The 18,243-nt window shown below is 32.9% G+C and carries 14 protein-coding genes, 1 pseudogene and 1 riboswitch; of the genes and pseudogenes, 8 read left to right on the top strand and 7 right to left on the bottom strand.

Annotation, left to right across the window (positions count from 1 at the left end):
* Positions 1-224: 224 nt before the first annotated feature.
* Positions 225-683, top strand: coding sequence for a cold-shock protein (locus FA046_RS09275; RefSeq protein WP_136826130.1), 459 nt, complete (start codon positions 225-227; stop codon positions 681-683).
* A 100-nt stretch (positions 684-783) separates the two neighbouring features.
* Here FA046_RS09275 and FA046_RS09270 read toward each other — a convergent pair whose 3' ends face one another.
* From FA046_RS09270 to mqnE, 4 genes are all read right to left on the bottom strand, one after another.
* The gene (locus FA046_RS09270; RefSeq protein ID WP_136826129.1) at positions 784-1,917 is read right to left on the bottom strand and encodes a PAS domain-containing sensor histidine kinase; all 1,134 of its coding nucleotides are present in this window, start codon (positions 1,915-1,917) and stop codon (positions 784-786) included.
* A gap of 91 nt (positions 1,918-2,008) precedes the next feature.
* The gene (locus FA046_RS09265; RefSeq protein ID WP_136826128.1) at positions 2,009-2,746 is read right to left on the bottom strand and encodes a menaquinone biosynthetic enzyme MqnA/MqnD family protein; all 738 of its coding nucleotides are present in this window, start codon (positions 2,744-2,746) and stop codon (positions 2,009-2,011) included.
* Positions 2,739-3,386 (bottom strand): histidine phosphatase family protein, encoded by a 648-nt coding sequence (locus FA046_RS09260; protein ID WP_205943631.1) that lies wholly within the window; start codon positions 3,384-3,386, stop codon positions 2,739-2,741. Before FA046_RS09260 ends, FA046_RS09265 begins: the two co-directional genes overlap by 8 nt.
* A gap of 2 nt (positions 3,387-3,388) precedes the next feature.
* A complete protein-coding gene (mqnE, locus tag FA046_RS09255) occupies positions 3,389-4,582 on the bottom strand; it encodes an aminofutalosine synthase MqnE (RefSeq protein WP_136826127.1) in 1,194 nt (397 codons plus the stop codon).
* 120 nt (positions 4,583-4,702) lie between these two features.
* Between mqnE and FA046_RS09250 the strand changes: the two genes are divergently transcribed.
* The 7 genes and pseudogenes from FA046_RS09250 (at position 4,703) to FA046_RS09220 (ending at position 12,763) form a co-directional block, all read left to right on the top strand.
* The gene (locus FA046_RS09250) at positions 4,703-5,815 is read left to right on the top strand and encodes a trans-sulfuration enzyme family protein (protein ID WP_136826126.1); all 1,113 of its coding nucleotides are present in this window, start codon (positions 4,703-4,705) and stop codon (positions 5,813-5,815) included.
* A 51-nt stretch (positions 5,816-5,866) separates the two neighbouring features.
* A complete protein-coding gene (locus tag FA046_RS09245) occupies positions 5,867-6,109 on the top strand; it encodes a DUF6364 family protein (protein ID WP_136826125.1) in 243 nt (80 codons plus the stop codon).
* 6 nt (positions 6,110-6,115) lie between these two features.
* Positions 6,116-6,523 (top strand): annotated as a pseudogene (locus tag FA046_RS17615) (type II toxin-antitoxin system VapC family toxin).
* A gap of 171 nt (positions 6,524-6,694) precedes the next feature.
* Positions 6,695-6,792, top strand: a riboswitch (SAM riboswitch).
* Positions 6,793-6,987: 195 nt separating this feature from the next.
* Positions 6,988-8,043 (top strand): homoserine O-acetyltransferase MetX, encoded by a 1,056-nt coding sequence (gene metX, locus FA046_RS09235; RefSeq protein WP_136826124.1) that lies wholly within the window; start codon positions 6,988-6,990, stop codon positions 8,041-8,043.
* Position 8,044: 1 nt separating this feature from the next.
* Positions 8,045-9,283 carry a homoserine dehydrogenase gene (locus tag FA046_RS09230; RefSeq protein ID WP_136826123.1) on the top strand — a complete coding sequence of 413 codons (1,239 nt, stop codon included), beginning with the start codon at positions 8,045-8,047 and terminating at the stop codon, positions 9,281-9,283.
* A gap of 344 nt (positions 9,284-9,627) precedes the next feature.
* Complete coding sequence (locus FA046_RS09225; protein WP_205943640.1) at positions 9,628-10,005, top strand: transposase; 378 nt, start codon at positions 9,628-9,630, stop codon at positions 10,003-10,005.
* Between the two features lie 853 nt (positions 10,006-10,858).
* Positions 10,859-12,763: an AAA domain-containing protein gene (locus tag FA046_RS09220; RefSeq protein ID WP_136826122.1), complete on the top strand. Its 1,905-nt coding sequence runs from the start codon at positions 10,859-10,861 to the stop codon at positions 12,761-12,763.
* A 102-nt stretch (positions 12,764-12,865) separates the two neighbouring features.
* On the opposite strand, the gene FA046_RS09215 is transcribed toward FA046_RS09220, so the two are convergent.
* The 3 genes from FA046_RS09215 to FA046_RS09205 are packed head-to-tail and all read right to left on the bottom strand — an operon-like array spanning position 12,866 to position 18,190.
* Positions 12,866-14,242: a dihydrolipoamide acetyltransferase family protein gene (locus FA046_RS09215; protein ID WP_136826121.1), complete on the bottom strand. Its 1,377-nt coding sequence runs from the start codon at positions 14,240-14,242 to the stop codon at positions 12,866-12,868.
* A gap of 45 nt (positions 14,243-14,287) precedes the next feature.
* Complete coding sequence (locus FA046_RS09210; protein WP_136826120.1) at positions 14,288-15,538, bottom strand: competence/damage-inducible protein A; 1,251 nt, start codon at positions 15,536-15,538, stop codon at positions 14,288-14,290.
* Positions 15,539-15,541: 3 nt separating this feature from the next.
* Positions 15,542-18,190, bottom strand: a complete 2,649-nt coding sequence (locus FA046_RS09205) for a putative LPS assembly protein LptD (protein ID WP_225870905.1) — start codon at positions 18,188-18,190, stop codon at positions 15,542-15,544.
* Between the last annotated feature and the right edge of the window lie 53 nt (positions 18,191-18,243).

Genomic DNA, 18,243 nt, shown 5'->3' with positions numbered 1-18,243 from the left:
CTATTCCCTCAGCTAAATCTTTAATCATAATTAAGGCATAAAAATAAATTCTGAATATTAATTTATTTTTATGATATGTAGCTAAATTTTTTTTGACTATTTTTGTAAAATTATACCGCATATTAAGTGATGGGATTACGCCTACAAACATCACGAAACGTACAGTACAATCATATAATGCTCCAACAAAAAAAATAGGCACTTTAATACATTTAAAATAAAATATGGGTAGCTCACAAGAAACATTTAGTAAAAAAGAAAAAGAAAAGAAAAGATTAAAAAAGAAGCAGGATAAAGAGCAAAAGAAAGAAGAGCGTAAATCTAATTCTGATAAAGGAAAAAGCTTAGATGAGATGATGGCTTATGTAGATGAGTTTGGAAACATTACTTCTACTCCACCAGATCCAACCAAAAAGAAAGCTGTTTATAAAACAGAAGATATTCAAATTGGTATTTCTAGACAAGAAGCTCCAGAACCAGCCGAAATCACAAGAAAAGGAACAGTAACTTTCTTTAATGAATCAAAAGGCTTTGGTTTTATCAAAGATCACGTATCACAGGATAGTATTTTTGTACATGCCAATAATTTAATGCAAGCCATTAAAGAAAATGATAAAGTTACTTTTGAAACTGAAGTAGGTCCTAAAGGCTTAAATGCGATTAAAGTTCAATTGATACCTTAATCTACCTTTTCATTCAAAATATTTAATTAAGATATTTTGCGTCTAAACTTGTAATAAAGTTTGGCGCATTTATTTTTTGGAAGCTATTTTAATTCAATAATTACGCCTTTAGTGTAAAAGTAAAAGTTGTTCCCTTTCCAAGCTCACTATCCACAGAAATCTCGCCTCCCATTGCCCTCACATGAGATTGAACTAAATAAAGCCCCACTCCTTTTCCATCTATATTCTGATGAAAAGTTTGATTTAAGCCAAATATTTTATCTTTTACTTTTTCTAAGTCTAACCCAACTCCGTTATCCGAAAAAACAATTTGTTTTAATCCATTTGTTTCTTTGGTAGAAATATGAATAATTGGGGCTCTATCCGGGCTAGCATATTTAATGGCATTGGTAATTAAATTCAGAAAAATACTTTCTAAGTAAACTCTGTTAAAATTAATTTCATTGAAAACCGTAAAGTCTGCATGTATAGTTGCTCCTGATTTTTTGATTAATGACTCTATCGCATTTAGAACATGAGTAAAAGTAACATCAAGATCTAAATTTTCTATATTTTGATCACCTAAATTATCTTTTTTAATTAAATCATCTATATAATGCTCTAATGTTTGATACAATTGTTGAGTGGTTGTATTGAGCATTTCAATCATTCTTACTGTTTCAGTATCACTTATTTTTGAAACATCTAGAAGCTCTAAAATAGATAGGATATTAATTACCGGTGATCTTAAATCATGAGAAGCAACTCTGGTAAAATGCTGAAGATCTCTATTGTTATTTTGTATATTTTCGATAAGAATATTTTTGTCTTCCTCTAATTTTTTCTTTTCAGTAACGTTTTTGGCTATTGCATAAATTGTACTATCATTTTTTACTGGCATAGATGTCCAAGAAAGCCAAACAATTTCTCCACTTTTAGTCAAATACCTGTTTTCAAAATTAAATAGAGGATCCCCACTTTTTACTTGATTTCTAAATCCTTGTGTAATGTATTTATCTTCATCGTAAACAAAAAATTGTATAGGTTGAGCAAATAATTCTTCTCTGGTATAGCCCAATACATCGCAAACTGATTGATTTATTTTTTTGAAATAACCATTAAAATCTGCTATACAAAATAAATCTAAAGTGAGATCAAAAAAATGTTCTAGGCGCTTAAAGTCATCATATTCATCTTTATGAATAGTGATATATTCATCCCGGCTAATTTCTTTAGGTTCGATTTCATTATTCATCGATACAATTTACATAATTTTAAATAAAAACAAATTGCTGTTTGATTAAAATTAAAAGGAAAATAGGGAATGATCAAATTAAATATTGAAACTATAAATCTTTAATATATTGATGGAATAATTTGAGTGCTTCTTTTTTACTATTGGTTAATTGATAGTCAATTTTATGCATTAAATAATCAACAAGATCAAAATCTTTACGCATTTCTATGTTTTCAAATACTTTTAATCTGTTATCTAAACCAAATTTTAAAGCTTTATTTAATTTGGTTATAAAAACATCATCTAGCTTTTTGTTACTCACCCAAGCGGCAAATACAAATTCTAAGCCTGTAAAAAGTTTCCATTCGGCGGCTAAATCATAAACGTAAGAATGTTTATTTACCTGTCCAAAGGTTCTATCTCCAATTTGAACGTAAGCTGTTGTTGGATGGGAAGATCTTCCGTATTCCTTAGCTTTATAAACCAATTCGGGAGCTACTTTCCAATAATTTTTCATTAAAACTAAAGCTAAATTATTGGAAGTTTTACTTTGAGGATCTAATTGCAAATAACGTACGTCATTTATTGGGCAATTGCTAAAAATAAAAACCGAATCTACCGCTCCATTAGCGCCAATACAATAGTCTGAAATGATATGTGCTTCGGGTAAATTTAAAATAGAAGCTACTGGAATTAAGCCAATATCTACTTTATCATCTATTAATTTTTCTGCACAGGTTGCTGGTATATCTAAACTTAATTCAATTTCTTTAGAGATTAAATCATTTTGTAATCCGTATATAAAAGGGATGGTATTGGTATAGCTTACCGCCGAAATTCTAATCATTTTTATGGGTATGATCTAAGCTGTTAAAAGTTTTAATGCTGTAATCTTTTCCATCGTAATCTAATATATACAAAGAAGTATTTTGATGAGGAAATTCATCCATTTTATCTAATGACTTTTTTAATAATTGGCAAAGTAATAAACGAATAGCCCTACCATGCATACAAATTAGAATAGTATGTTCATCATTTTGCTGCATAATGTGTTGCATTGCTGCTGCCTGCCTGATGTAAACTTCATTAGGACTCTCGCCACCTTCTACTCTTACATCAAAGTGCCCTAAATTCCAAGCTTCTACTAGTTTTTTAAAATCTTCTCTGAGTTTTGGAGTACTAGGCATACCTTCATATTTCCCCCAGGCTAATTCGTCTAATCCTTCTAGCTGCTCCCATTTCAACCCTTTTTCTATAAATTTGGCAACGGTTTGATGGGTACGTTTTAATTTGGAAGTATATAGTTTATCAAAAGCGATGTGTTGATATCGTTCAAAAAAAGCATCTCCTTGAGCTCTCCCAGTCTCATTCAAATCAGAATCTACGCCTCTGCCCTGTACTATTCCGTTTTTATTTAAATCGGTTTCACCATGGCGGATAATGTATAATCTCTTTTTCAATTTTTGATTTTCTGTAGAATCACTCATAATTAATTTAAAACAGGTAAGGCGTAGTATTTGGGTTTAACATCATCGGCAAACTCTATATTTTCGTAATCGGTGATTACGTTGTATAAAGTATCTCTTTCTAAAGGCTTTCTTCCTACTTCTTTAATCAGTTTTACCAATTCTTTGGTGCTCATAGCTGGGTGTTGTTCTTCGGCGCCAGCCATAGCATATATTTTAGTGGTATCGTCTAAAGTACCATCAATATCATCTACCCCAAAATTTAAAGAAAGTTGCGCAGTGCTTCTGCTAATCATAGCCCAATAGGCCTTAATATGATCAAAATTATCTAAATAAATTCTTGAAACAGCATAATTACGTAAGTCTTCTAAAATGGTAGATTCGGCAACGTGAGACATTTGGTTATCCTGATTTCTAAATTTTAAAGGAATAAAAGTTTGAAAACCACCAGTTTTATCTTGCAAATTTCGTAAACGCTCTAAATGATCTATTCTGTGTTTAAATTCCTCAATATGTCCATAAAGCATGGTTGCATTAGAGCGCATTCCTAATTTATGCCATTCCTCATGAATTTGCAGCCATTGATCAGCATTACATTTATCTTTTGCTATTTGCTCTCTTATCTCAGGATGAAAAATTTCGGCACCACCACCAGGCATAGATTCTAAACCAGATTCTTTCATCAATTTCATCCCTGTAGCGTAATCTACCTTGGCTTTTTTGAATATATAATGATATTCTACAGGAGTTAAAGCTTTCACATGCAATTCTGGACGATGTTTTTTAATTTCAGAAAATAAACTCTGATAAAAAGCCATATCATATTGCGGCAAAACACCACCTACAATATGAGCCTCGGTTACAGGCTCGCCATCATAAGATTTCACAATATTCATCATGTCTTCTAAAGTGTATTCCCAACCTTGGGCTTTTTCTTTTATTAAAACAGAGTACGAACAAAACTTACAATCGTACACACAAAGATTAGTAGGTTCTATATGAAAATTACGGTTAAAATAAGTGTTGTTGCCATGGCGCTTCTCGCGAATAAAATTGGCCAAAATACCCAAATAAGGAAGCTCGCCTTTTTCATATAAATAAACGCCTTCATCAAAAGTAATTCTTTCAGAATTTTTAACTTTTTCTGCAATATTACGGTGAGCCTGAGGAAGGTTTTGATCTCCTAAAAGTGTATCTAACTGATGTTCTGAATTCATATGTTTGAATTTTGTGCAAATTAGCAAAAAGCCATCTTTATTTGCTGGTTTTAATGTTAAAACAAGAACGGAATTATTAAGTTTGAGTCATATTTTAAATAAATATTTGTTTACGATTAAATGAAAATTGAAACTATAGCCATCCACTCTGGTAACCAGATGGACAACACCACCAAAGCAGCCATTCAACCTATTACTTTATCTACCACTTTTGAAAGAGGTGAAAGCGGAGATTATCCTGGCGGATATATTTATTCTAGGGCAGATAATCCCAACAGAAAATCTTTAGAAAAAGTAGTTGCAGCTTTAGAAAATGGAGCTGACGCCTGTGCCTTTGCTACTGGAAATGCGGCTGGAATGTCTGTTTTTCAAGCTTTAGCACCCGGCAGCCATATCATTTGTCCTGATGATATGTACCATGGCTTAAGAAATCAATTAAAAATGTTGTTTAACGGTGTGCTCACCTTTGATTTTATTGATTTCACTAATATCGAGCTCATTTTTCAAACCATAAAAAGGGAAACCAAATTAATTTGGGCCGAAACGCCATCAAATCCTTTATTGAAATTGTGTGATATTGCTGCCATTGCGCATATTGCTAAAGAACATCAGCTCATTTTTGCAGTAGATAATACCTTTGCTTCGCCTTGTTGCCAGCAGCCTTTGAGTTTAGGTGCAGATATAGTGATGCATTCTACCACTAAATATTTAAACGGACATAGTGATGTAACTGGTGGGATTTTAATTACCAAAGAGAACAATGAATTTTGGCAAAACATAAAAAATGTACAAAGTTTTGGTGGTGCAGTTCCCTCTCCTTTTGATTGTTATTTAATTACCAGAGGCATTAAAACTTTGCCTTATCGTATGCGTGGACATGTAGCTAACGCACAAGCATTGGCTAATTATTTAGAAAATCACCCGGCTGTTGAAGCAGTTTATTACCCAGGTTTGGCGTCACATCCGCAACATGAATTGGCAAAAAAACAAATGCTGGCTTATGGTGGAATGCTTTCTTTTTTATTAAAAGATGGAGAAGAAAAAGCCCGACAAGTGATTAACGATTTAAAAATATTTACTCAAGCTACAAGTTTAGGCGGAGTAGAAAGTTTAATAGAACATCGTTATTCGGTAGAAGGTCCGGATACTAAAACCCCTAAAAATTTATTAAGAGTTTCTGTTGGATTGGAGCATATTGATGATTTAATTGCCGATTTAGAGGGAGTTTTATAATTTTTTTTAAAAAAATTACGTACTAAATATTTATACTTATGATTTGTAATTATGGATACTAAACTCACTTTAAAGCTAGATAAATCTATCATAGAAGAGGCTAAAAAATATGCCAAAGACAAGAATTTAAGCTTGTCTAGAATGATGGAGAATTATTTACAAATCCTTACTAAAAAACCTACTGAAAACATAGAGATAAGCCCTCTTGTTGAAAGTTTAACAGGTATCATTAAAATAGAGAATGATGACTATAAAAAAGATTATACCCGTTTTCTTATCAAAAAACATGAGTAATAATGGATAAAATTACTTGTAGACACCAATATTATTCTTGATTTATTGGCCAAAAGAATTAGTTTTTTTAAAGAAGCTCAAATGCTCTTTACTCTTGCAGATCAAAAGAAAGTAACACTTTTTGCCTCTGCATTAACTTTTGCAAATACTCACTATATTTTATCACAGTAATTAAAAGAAAATGATTCCAGAAAATCTTTAAGGCAATTGAAATTATTAATCTCTGTTGTCTCTATGGATGACAAAATCATTGATTTAGCCTTAAATTCAGATTTTAAAGATTTTGAGGATGACATACAATACTACAGTGCTATTGAAAATAAGTTGGATATTATTATTACCCGTAATATTAAAGACTTTAAACTCTCCAAAATCCCAGTTCTAACAGCAAAAGATTATCTAAACATTATTTAGTTACAAGTTTTTAATACTTAACCCCTTTAAAAAGAATTTTGTATTTTATTCATTTTCAGTAACTTAAAAATAAAACAGAATTTAATTTGGAATATTACTAAAATCTGTTCTATATTCGCAATATCATTTGGTTGAGATACCAAAATCAATTCCTCTTCAATAACAGGTCTTGATTTATAAAGAAGTGGCGAGAGATTAGGCTCTAAGACCCACTGGCAACCCTTTAAAAAGAAGGTGCCAATTCCTAGCCCGCAAGGGAAATATAAATTTTAAAAGACATGAAAAAACAAACAAAAACATCCGGTTCAACCGTTCATCTTTTTACAAAAGATAACTCTATCATTTGCAACATGCAAAATCTTTGCTTTTGCAATACATGTTATATGTGTTAATATTTCTCGTTTTCAACAAAAACGCACCAAGAAATTCTATTAACCATTTTATAACATCATTACAATATCATCATGAGCATCAAAAAATTTCAATATAAAAAGCAATTCAAATTAGAAAACGGTAAAAAACTAAGAAACCTAGAAATTGCTTATCACACTTACGGCAAATTAAATAAAGATAAAAGCAATGTGGTTTGGGTTTGCCATGCACTTACAGCAAATTCAGATGTAAGCGACTGGTGGGCAGGTTTATTTGGTAAAAACGATTTGTTTAATCCTCAAGATTATTTTGTTGTTTGCGCAAATGTAATAGGTTCACATTATGGTACTACCAATCCCCTATCCATAAATCCTACTACTGGTCAACCTTTTTTTCTTGCCTTTCCAGAATTTACCATCAGAGATTTAGCGGCAGCACATGAAATATTAGCTGATGCACTAGAAATTGAAAATATTGAAATACTAATTGGAGGTTCATTAGGTGGCCAACAAGCCTTAGAATGGTCAATCTCTAATCCAAATAGAATAAAAAACTTAATTGTTTTAGCAGCAAATGCCCAACACTCTCCGTGGGGAATTGCTTTTAACGAATCTCAACGTTTAGCTATTACTTCCGACAGAACTTTTTACGCCAACCATAAAGATGGCGGTTCAAAAGGTTTAAAAACAGCCAGAAGCATTGCATTACTTTCTTATCGTTCTTACGAGAGCTATGATAAAACACAACATGAGATTGATAGTGAAAAGAAAACAGACTTTAACGCATCATCTTACCAACGTTACCAAGGCGAAAAATTAGTAAAACGTTTTAATGCCTATAGCTATTATTATTTAACTAAAGCAATGGACAGTCACCACGTTGGACGTGGTAGAAACTCGGTTAAAGACGCTTTAAACATTATTAAAGCTAATACTTTAGTTGTCGGAATAAAAAATGATTTCCTTTTCCCGGTAGAAGAACAAAAATTCTTAGCTAGAAATATCAACGATGCAGAATTTGCTGAAATCGACTCCTTTTATGGTCATGATGGTTTCCTTTTAGAATTAAGCACATTAGAAAATATCATTGGTGCATTTATCAAAAAAAATGCCGCCAATAAAAATCAGAAAAATTTAAGAATAGCATAAAATGAGTAAGAAATTAAATATAGGTTTATTTGGATTTGGTGTAGTTGGACAAGGATTATATGACATCACCGTAAGCCGACACTTGAATTTAGAATTCAAAAAAATAGCCATTAAAGATCCATCTAAAAAAAGGACTTTACCACAAGAATTGTTCACTACCGATAAATGGGAAATCTTAAATAACCCAGAAATCAATACCATTATAGAACTAATAAATGATGCCGAAGCCGCTTATGAAATAGTAACTTATGCGCTTAAAAACGGTAAAAATGTAGTATCTGCCAATAAAAAAATGATTGCTAATCATTTAGAAGAATTGGTGGCTATACAACATGAATATGGCACTTCTTTACTGTATGAAGGCGCCGTTTGTGGCAGTATTCCTATCATCAGAAACTTAGAGGAATATTATGATAACGAATTATTATATGCCGTAAGCGGAATTTTTAACGGTTCTTCTAACTACATTCTTTCTAAAGTTTTTAATGAAAATCAAACTTATGATGCAGCCTTAAAAAAAGCTCAAGATTTAGGTTTTGCAGAAACAGACCCTCTTTTAGATGTTGGCGGTTATGATTCTAAATACAAAGTAACTATCGCTGCTGCGCATGCTTACGGTTTATTTGTCAATCCAGATGATATTTTAAATATCGGTATACAAAACCTACAAACCAGCGATTTGCAATATGCCAGAGAAAAAGGCCAGAAAATTAAATTGGTTCCCGTTGCTAAAAAGCAAAACGATAATGAAGTGAGTATTTACGTTTTGCCCAAATTAGTTAAAAAAGAAGATTTCCTTTTTAATGTAGAAAACGAGTACAATGGCGTAAGTGTACAAGCTGCCTTTGCAGATCAACAGTTCTTTTTTGGTAAAGGAGCCGGAGGCCACCCTACCGGAGCAGCAGTTTTCTCTGATATTTCTGCTTTAAGATATGATTATCGTTATGAGTATAAGAAAACTCTCATTGAAGAAAAAGTAACTTTTAATAACGAAGAAATATTACAAGTTTATTTACGCTTTAACCAAGAAGATTTAGTAGAAAAACTGCCTTTTATAGACATAGAGGAACGTTATTCTTCTCGCGAATATCATTATGTTATTGGAAGTATAAAATTGAGCGATATTATTGAAGCCAAAGATCTAATCTTAAGTGACGGTGCTTTTATTGCTGATACCGGAAATTTAGTTGCCCCTACTCATATTACAATTGAAGCTTTACTTCAATCAGAAAATATATAAAACTCTTTTTATTTAATGATTTAGCACCTGTTTTATAGCAGGTGCTTTTTTGTTTTTAGAAAAGGTACTCTTATGCAATTTAAATCCCGCTAGTCCGGCTTTTTGTTGCAATCTTTTTGTGAAAAACAAAAAGCCTGCCTCGCCGGACAGGCAGGGATTTTCAATTCAATCCGGTTTAAATTAGAAAGTGCAGTGCTAAGCTAAATCACTATTTATCTTTATGAATTAGTAAAGTAATTTATATCTTACATTATCTAATTATTAAAAAAATGCCTTTTATTAAAGTATATATCCATTTTGTTTGGAGCACTAAAAACAGAGAGCCTTTTCTGATAACTCCATAAATAAGAAAAGCACTTTGGCAACATATTAAAGAAAATGCTAAAGAGAAAGGAATATTCATAGATTTTATAAATGGATACAGCGATCATTGCCATTGTTTAGTTTCTTTAGGTGTAGACCAAAACATTCAAAAAATTATGCAATTAATAAAAGGAGAATCATCTTTTTGGATGAATAAACAAGAGCAATTTCGTGATATTTTAGGTAGTAATAAATTTGAATGGCAAGATGAATATTTTGCTGTTTCAGTTTCAGAGTCTGTTATAGAAAAAATAAGACTTTACATTAAAAATCAAGAAGAGCATCATAAAAAGAAAACATTTAATGAAGAATATGATGAATTTATGGATAAATATAAATTTGAGAGATTCATTGGGTAATATTTGGGCTAAAGCCAATTTTTAACATCTTTTTTGCCTCCAGATAAATCTAAAGGCAATTGAAAACAATTATTAATCTCATTAGTCAACATTAAATCTATTGAAATCTTAGAAGACATTGGGTGATATTTTGGCTAAAGCCAATTTTTAAAATCTTTTATTTATTCTCCAGATAAATCTGGAGGCAATTGAAAATACTTAATTGATATAATTAGTCAATTTTAAATTGATTGAAATCTAAAAATACATTGGTTTTTTTGCTAAAGCCAATTCCTAACATCTTTTATTTGTCCTCCAGATAAATCTGGAGGCAATTAAAATACGAGATTAAATAATATAGCCTATTTCTGAAGATAATTTTCAAACACACCAATAACACAATCACTACAATACTAAGATTAATAGGAATGGTGCTTTAGCCCATTCTATTATAAAAGGAATGCAATTGGCTTTAGCCAAATCTTTTGGAACTAAGGGTGGCTAAACATCATCATTCACCTTCATAAATCATACAAAACTAAAAAGCATTTTTTATTTGTCCTCCAGATAAATCTGGAGGCAATTAAAATACGAGATTAAATAATATAGCCTATTTCTGAAGATAATTTTCAAACACACCTATAACACAATCACTACAATACTAAGATTAATAGGAATGGTGCTTTAGCCCATTCTATTATAAAATGAATGCAATTGGCTTTAGCCAAATCTTTACACATATTAAGCCTTAAAGAAGAGTAAACAAAACATCAACATTCACCTTCATAATTTATGCAAAATTTAAAAAGTGTTAGCTAGGCTAAACCATCTCTTATCCATTTTAACCTTAAAATATATTTTATCTTTGCCGACAATGAATTATTTCCAAAATCTTCTGGAACTCTTAAAAATAGAGAAGGAAGAAGACTTATCCACGTTTCTAAAGCAAACCCAAACCAGTCCTGTTTCAGAACGAAGAGTCAATGGTTTAGCATGGTATCCAATAGCTATTAGAGGGACAGAAATGAGTCGTGGAGATTATTTAACCGTTGAAATTGAACGCACTACGCATCATGATGTAAATCATCAATTTAGATTTGGAATGCCAGTTGCATTATTCTCTAATCACAATCCTCAAACAGATCGTTTAGAAGCTATTGTGAATTTCTACGGAAATAACATCATGAAAATCACCTTGCGTACCGATGAATTGCCTGATTGGTGTAACGATGGGAAATTAGGTATTGATTTGCTTTTTGATAATAACAGCTATCAGGAAATGCAAAATGCCATTAAAAAAGCAGTTCAATTAATAGAAAACAAAGAAAAAGGGCATTTAGTAAGGTTATTATCTGGAGATGGGAATCCCGAATTTTCAACTCAAACAACTCCTTTTACTAGCCAAAAACTGAATGCGGCACAACAATTAGCAGTCAATAAAATTATCAATGCTAAAAATTTAGCCATTGTACATGGCCCTCCCGGAACAGGAAAAACCACCACATTAGTTGAAGCCGTAAAAGCTTTGATAAACAATGGCGATAAACAAATTTTAATTGTTGCCCCAAGCAATACTGCAGTAGATTTATTAAGTACTAAATTGGCTGCCGAAGGGTTAAATGTATTAAGAATTGGCAACCCAGCTAGGGTTTCTTCAGATCTTATTTCACTTACTTTAGATCATAAAATAGCCGAGCATCCCGATAGAAAACAGCTTAAAGACTTAAGAAAGCGAGCCGCCGAATTTAAAAATATGGCTCATAAATATAAGCGAAGTTTTGGACGAGCAGAACGTGAGCAAAAAAATGCGTTGTTAGACGAATCGCGTAAGCTGATGAAAGATGTTGGACGAATTGAGGAATATATTACAGAAAATTTAATAGAAAAAGCCCAAGTCATTACCGCTACTTTGGTAGGTGCAAATCATTATACCATTAGAGATCTCCATTTTAACACTGTAGTTATTGATGAGGCAGGGCAAGCTTTAGAGCCTGCCTGTTGGATTCCTTTATTAAAAGCCAACAAAGTAATTTTTGCCGGAGATCATTGTCAACTGCCGCCAACTGTTAAATCCGCTTTAGCTGCAAAAAAAGGATTAGGTCATACTTTGTTTGAAAAATGTGTGATTTTATATCCTGAAAGTGTGATTTTACTGGAAGAGCAATACCGTATGCATGAGTCTATTATGTCTTATCCATCACAAATTTTCTATAAAAGCAAGCTACAAGCTCATCAAACTGTTGCAACACAAATTTTATTTGAGAATGATTCGCCAATTGAATTTATAGATACTGCAGGATGTGGCTTTAACGAAAAACAAGATGGTACAAGTTTAAACAACATAGAAGAAGCTATTTTTTTGGTGACACATTTAATAAATTACATCGCAAAACTAAGTGAAAATTATTCGGTAGAAAATTTCCCTACAATAGCAGTCATTTCTCCTTATAAAACACAAGTTCACCATTTACGAGAACTCATTTCCCAAGCCGAAGAATTAAAACCATATAATAAGCAAATCTCTATAAACACTATAGATAGTTTTCAAGGGCAAGAAAGAGATGTGGTTTACATTAGTTTAACCAGAAGCAATACACAAAATAATATTGGTTTTTTAGCTGACACCAGAAGAATGAACGTAGCGCTAACCCGAGCAAAGAAAAAGTTGGTGGTGATTGGAGATAGTGCAACCATTGCCCAATCTGATTTTTATAATGGTTTTATCAAGTACACAGAAAACTTGGCGATGTACAAATCTGCTTGGGAATTTGCCCAATGATGCTCAATTAAATATTTACAGATTTTACTCTCCAAGAAAATCGTTAACAAAAAAAGACAGGCTTAACAAAACCTGTCTTTTAATAATTATCACAATAATAAATTAAATTTCTCTGTTTACATCCCAAGCTTCTAGGTAATCAGCAACTTTTCTTACAAAACTTCCACCTAAAGAACCATCTACCACACGGTGATCATAAGAAAGTGAAAGAAACATCATGTGTCTGATAGCAATCACGTCTCCGTATTCGGTTTCAATAACTGCTGGTTTCTTTTTAATAGCGCCAACCGCTAAAACCGCAACTTGTGGTTGGTTAATAATTGGCGTACCCATTACGTTACCAAAAGTACCTACATTGGTTAAAGTAAAAGTCCCCCCTTGTATTTCATCTGGCTGTAACTTATTGATACGAGAGCGGTTAGCCAAATCATTTACAGATTTAGTTAAACCTACTAAGTTGAGTTGATCGGCATTTTTTATCACCGGAACAATTAAATTTCCGCTTGGTAAAGCGGCCGCCATTCCAATATTAATATCCTTTTTCTTGATAATTTGAGTCCCATTTACCGAGACGTTGATCATAGGTAAATCTTTAATGGCCTTGGCAACTGCTTCAATAAATATGGGAGTAAAAGTAATTTTCTCTCCTTCTCTTTTCTCAAAGCTATTTTTAATTTTATTACGCCATTGTACCATATTGGTCACATCTGCTTCTACAAATGAAGTAACATGGGCCGAAATATGCTTACTATTCACCATGTGATCGGCAATTAGTTTACGCATCCTGTCCATTTCTATAATTTCATCTCCACCATTTACTGATACTGTTGGAGCTGGTTTTGGAGCTTCTGTTTTTGTTGCTGCTGGCACTGGGCTTTCTACTTTAGGTGCCGAAGCAACTGGAGCAGAAACTGCTTTCACCTCTTGGGCAGGAGCTGATGCTACAGGTGAAGCTGCTGGTTGTTGTCGGTTTTCTATAAATTGTAAAAGATCATCTTTGGTGACTCTGCCTTCACTTCCTGATCCTTTAATTTGATGTAATTCTTCTATCTTAATTCCTTCTTCTTGAGCGATGCTTTTTACTAATGGAGAATAAAAACGATCTGAAGCTACAAAATCAATTCCTTCTGATTTTGGTTCTTCTTCTGGCACAAAAGGAATTTCTTCAACTTTTTCGGCTACTGCTTCTACTTCAATAACTTCTGGTTGCTCTTCTAACACAATTTCTCCTTCACTACCTTCAATTTCTATGATAGCGATAACATCACCCACTTGGGCAACATCATTTTCATTAAAAAGATGCTTCACCATTTTTCCTGCCACTGGCGAAGGAACTTCAGAATCTACCTTGTCTGTAGCGATCTCTAAAATGGTATCGTCTATTGCTATGCTATCACCTGGATTTTTCTCCCATCTGATAATGGTTGCCTCAGCAACACTTTCCCCCATTTTAGGCAATAAAAGTTCGTATTGAGCCATGAATTATAAAAATTGGTTTGTGCAAAAATAGTAATATAGATTAACTTAAGAATGAAACTCTTTCAACAATCTGAATAAAAGATTTAAGGCTGCCATTGCTGATCTTTCTATATTTTGGGCTCTCTTATTCCCAAAATTATATTTTTTAGCCACTACCTTATTTTTATTGGCAACGGCTATCCAAACTGTACCAACAGGTTTATCGGGCATTCCACCATCAGGACCTGCAATTCCACTTACTGCAACGGCATAATCAGTTTCAAAATTTAATAGGGCGCCAGTTACCATTTCATTAATGGTTTCTTCACTAACGGCACCAAATTGAGCTAAGGTTTCGGGCTTAACCCCTAATAATTTTGATTTTAACTCGTAAGAATAAACAATTCCACCACCTGCAAATACTTTAGAACATCCCGGATGTTGAGTAATCATTTGAGATATGGCGCCTCCTGTGCAACTTTCGGCAACAGATAAAGTTAAATGATTAACCTCCATTAAGTTTAAAATCACTTTCTCTATAGGAATATCTTCCTTAGCAATCCAAACATCTGGAATTCGCTCGATAATTTTATCGGCGTAAGCCAAAACCTCTTTTTTTATTTCATCTGAGGCATGTTGAGTAGTACTCAATCTCAATCTTACCGAACCTAATTTGGGTAAATAAGCTAATTTGATATGCGGCGGCAATGTTTCTTCAATATCCTTAATCTTTTCGGCTAAAAAAGATTCGCCTACACCAGCAGTTAAAATAGTTTGATGATATACTGCCGGAAGTTTAAATTCTTCTTTAATGAGTGGCAAAACAGTACTGGTCATCAAATTCATCATCTCGTAAGGAACGCCTGGCATAGAGATAAATATTTTTTTATCTTTTCTAAACAGCATTCCTGGAGCGGTACCTTGTTGGTTTAACAAAACCTCGCAATTATTAGGCACCATGGCTTGCTGCATGTTTACTTCTAATAATGGCGCTTTGTACTTGGCAAAAATATTAGTTACGATAGCTAAAGTTGGTTGGTGTAAAACCATTTCTTTAGATTGAAAATAGATGGCTAAAGTTTTTTTGGTAATATCATCTTTTGTTGGGCCCAAGCCACCTGTCATAATGATAATATCTGCTCTGTTTTCGGCATTTTTTAAGGCTTCTAAAATATGTTGATCATCATCAGATACAGAAGTGATTTGTTTTACCTTAATGCCTATTTTATTCAATTCGGTGGCCATCCAAGCAGAATTGCTATCTACAATTTGACCAATTAAAATTTCATCACCAATGGTGATTATTTCTGCTAGCATATTTTAGAATTGATTGTAATACTCTCTGCGTTTGCTTAGTTTAAGATCTTGCAAAATAGATGCTTTTACTTTTAAATCTACATTATAGCTTTGGAAAGGGCCAAATGGAATCCATCTGATGGCCATATCCCAGCAATGTAAATCGCGATAGATAGAGAATGAGGTTAAACTGATGGCCTTATTTTGAAAATCGTAACCCGAATTAAATTGTACCTTCCATTTTGGGGTTAAGCTAAAATCGCCATTAGCATTTAAAGTTTGTACCAAAGCTTTGGTTAAGCCTGTATTAGAATAACTAAAATTGTAATAGAAGCTTAAATTCCAAGGCACATTAAAATCAACAAAAGCATTAGAATTTCTGCTAATTTGCCTTAACTGATCTGCCTGCTCTGCATTTACCCTGTTAAATAGATCAGGACTGTTGCCTGTTGGCGGATTATTTGCCTTATTGTTTTTACCTAAAGTATTAGAGTTTAAACTGTAATCAAAAGAAAAACCAAAATTGGTTAATCTGGGTAGTTTACCTTGTTCCCATCTGTATTTATTAATAGTTCTGCCCACTAATTGCCCGCTTACTATTTCTTTTTGAAAAACATAAGGATCTAAATTACCATAGAAACTGATTCCTAATTTTTCGGTAAAAAAGGTTCTTCCACTAAAGCCTAATTGAGAAAGCTTTAAACTATCGGCTACAAAATTATACGAGCCATTTAAGCTTAAGCCTTGTAAAATGGGTATTTTTTTGATTCCGCTATTGGTAGTGTCTTTAGAACTTTTCATCTTTATTTCGATGTTGTTTTCTAAACCAAAGGTGATAGCAGCACTTTTTCCTTGCCCTGGCCCTCCGTATAAACTGTTTTCAAATATAGAATAAGCTTGCCTTCTACCAGATTGATCTAACTGTACGCTATCGTAATAATTATATTTTGGCTGACCAAAATCTGGACGATAAGAGAAACCTACGTTTGGCGTAAAAACATGTCGTATAGCTACCAATTTCCCCTTTTTAAAGTTTACAGTTCCGTATATTTTGGTAGATAACCCACCTCCTAAACTATAATCGCTGGCTCTTCTAAAACCTGGTATAGTATCTATTCCTAAAGAATCTTTGGTACCGGTAGTTGTTGGTCTGGCAATGTAATTTTTTCTTATGGTTTGGAAATACCATTTTTCGCTGTAGTTAAGGTTTTGGCTAAACTGAAAGTATTTTAAAACCTTTGATGACATTGAAATTGGAATATTGTGTTGTATTCCGCTTCTAATTTTACTTAGAGTTTCTTTCTTAAATAATAGCGAATCGGTAGTGTTTAACTGATTATCAGCTTGAAGCGAATAACCCACTGCAATTCTTTGATACCATTTTTGTTCTCCTATCCTATCCTTTTTATCAAATGGGTTTAAAGTAGACATCCCAAAGTTTAAAGAAGGCAAACCTAAAGTAACGGTTCTGGAAGTTAAATTTTGGCTATGTGTTAAAGCAGTACTCAAATTAAAAGGACTATTAGCCCACGTTTTACTGTAAGAAATACTAGAACTCAACTGATTTTGAATAATTGAATTAAAGTTATTACCTGGTACGTTTCTAAAAGCACCGCTAGTACTTGCATTTACCGAAGCGCCAAAAGTAGAACCTGGCCTTGCATTTGGATTTTGTTGATGAGACCACTGAATTCTGAAATCTTTAGTCGGATTCTCAAATTCTGGCGTTCCTTCTACTCCAAATTTTCTGGAAGAATAAGAGAAAAACAAGTTTCCAGAGTATTTATAGCGCTTGGTATACCTACTAGCTGCATTGGCTTCATAAGATCCTTTAGAGTAAATTCCGCCTTTTAAGGTTAAATCCCAATAATCATTTAAGCCAATATAATAACCAAAGTCTCTTAAGAAAAAGCCTAAAGTAGCATCTTCACCCACTTGAGGTAAAATAATACCCGATGCTCTTTTATTAGGTTTGGGAAAAAATCCGAAAGGCAAAACTAACGGAATGGGGACATCTTCTATTACCAAATAAGCCGGACCAGTAATAATTTGATTTTCTGTGGCTATCCCTTTAGTAATCACAATACCAAAATGTTGGTGAGGGTTTGGTAAATTACAAGTTGAATAAGTTACTCCCTTTAAATGTATCTCTTCGTTCTGTTGTTTTTTTATTTTTCCACCAGTGATATAGCCTCCTTCTTGCTCGGTATATACCTGATAAATTTTCCCTTTTGAAGTTTTAAAATTGTAAAAAACAGAATCGGCAGTAAGCGCCCCTTGCTCTGGATCTTTAAAGATTGGCAGACCAGAAAACCTACCTAAAGAATCTATTTTACCTTTAGCAAAAATGGTATTGTCTTTTTGGTTTAGCTTGATAAAACCTGCGTCAACTTCCTTCTCTCCGTAGGTTACACGAGCTTTTCCGTATAAATACCAAACATTATTTTTAGCATCATAAACAGAAGAATCTGCCGCTGTAAACTTAATAACATCGTTGATTTGACTTTGCTTAGAATTTTTCTTTAAAGTATCCGTTCTAATGGAATCTGGAGAAGAAAAGGTTTTTTCAGCACCTATTTTTTTTGTAGTATCTTGTTGAAAAAGCGTTGATGCTTTCGTACCAATGTGTACAAATAATAGAAGATATGTAAAAAATATATAGGTAAATTTCAAAATCAAATAAGAATAATATTTTTGTAAGCAAGAATAACAAAAAACGCCCAAAA

This window comes from Pedobacter cryophilus (assembly GCF_005116455.1).
In the GTDB taxonomy this organism is placed as follows: Bacteria; Bacteroidota; Bacteroidia; order Sphingobacteriales; family Sphingobacteriaceae; genus Pseudopedobacter; species Pseudopedobacter cryophilum.
Note: the sequence above shows the minus strand (reverse complement) of the source record. Positions and strands in the feature narration are given on the sequence as shown.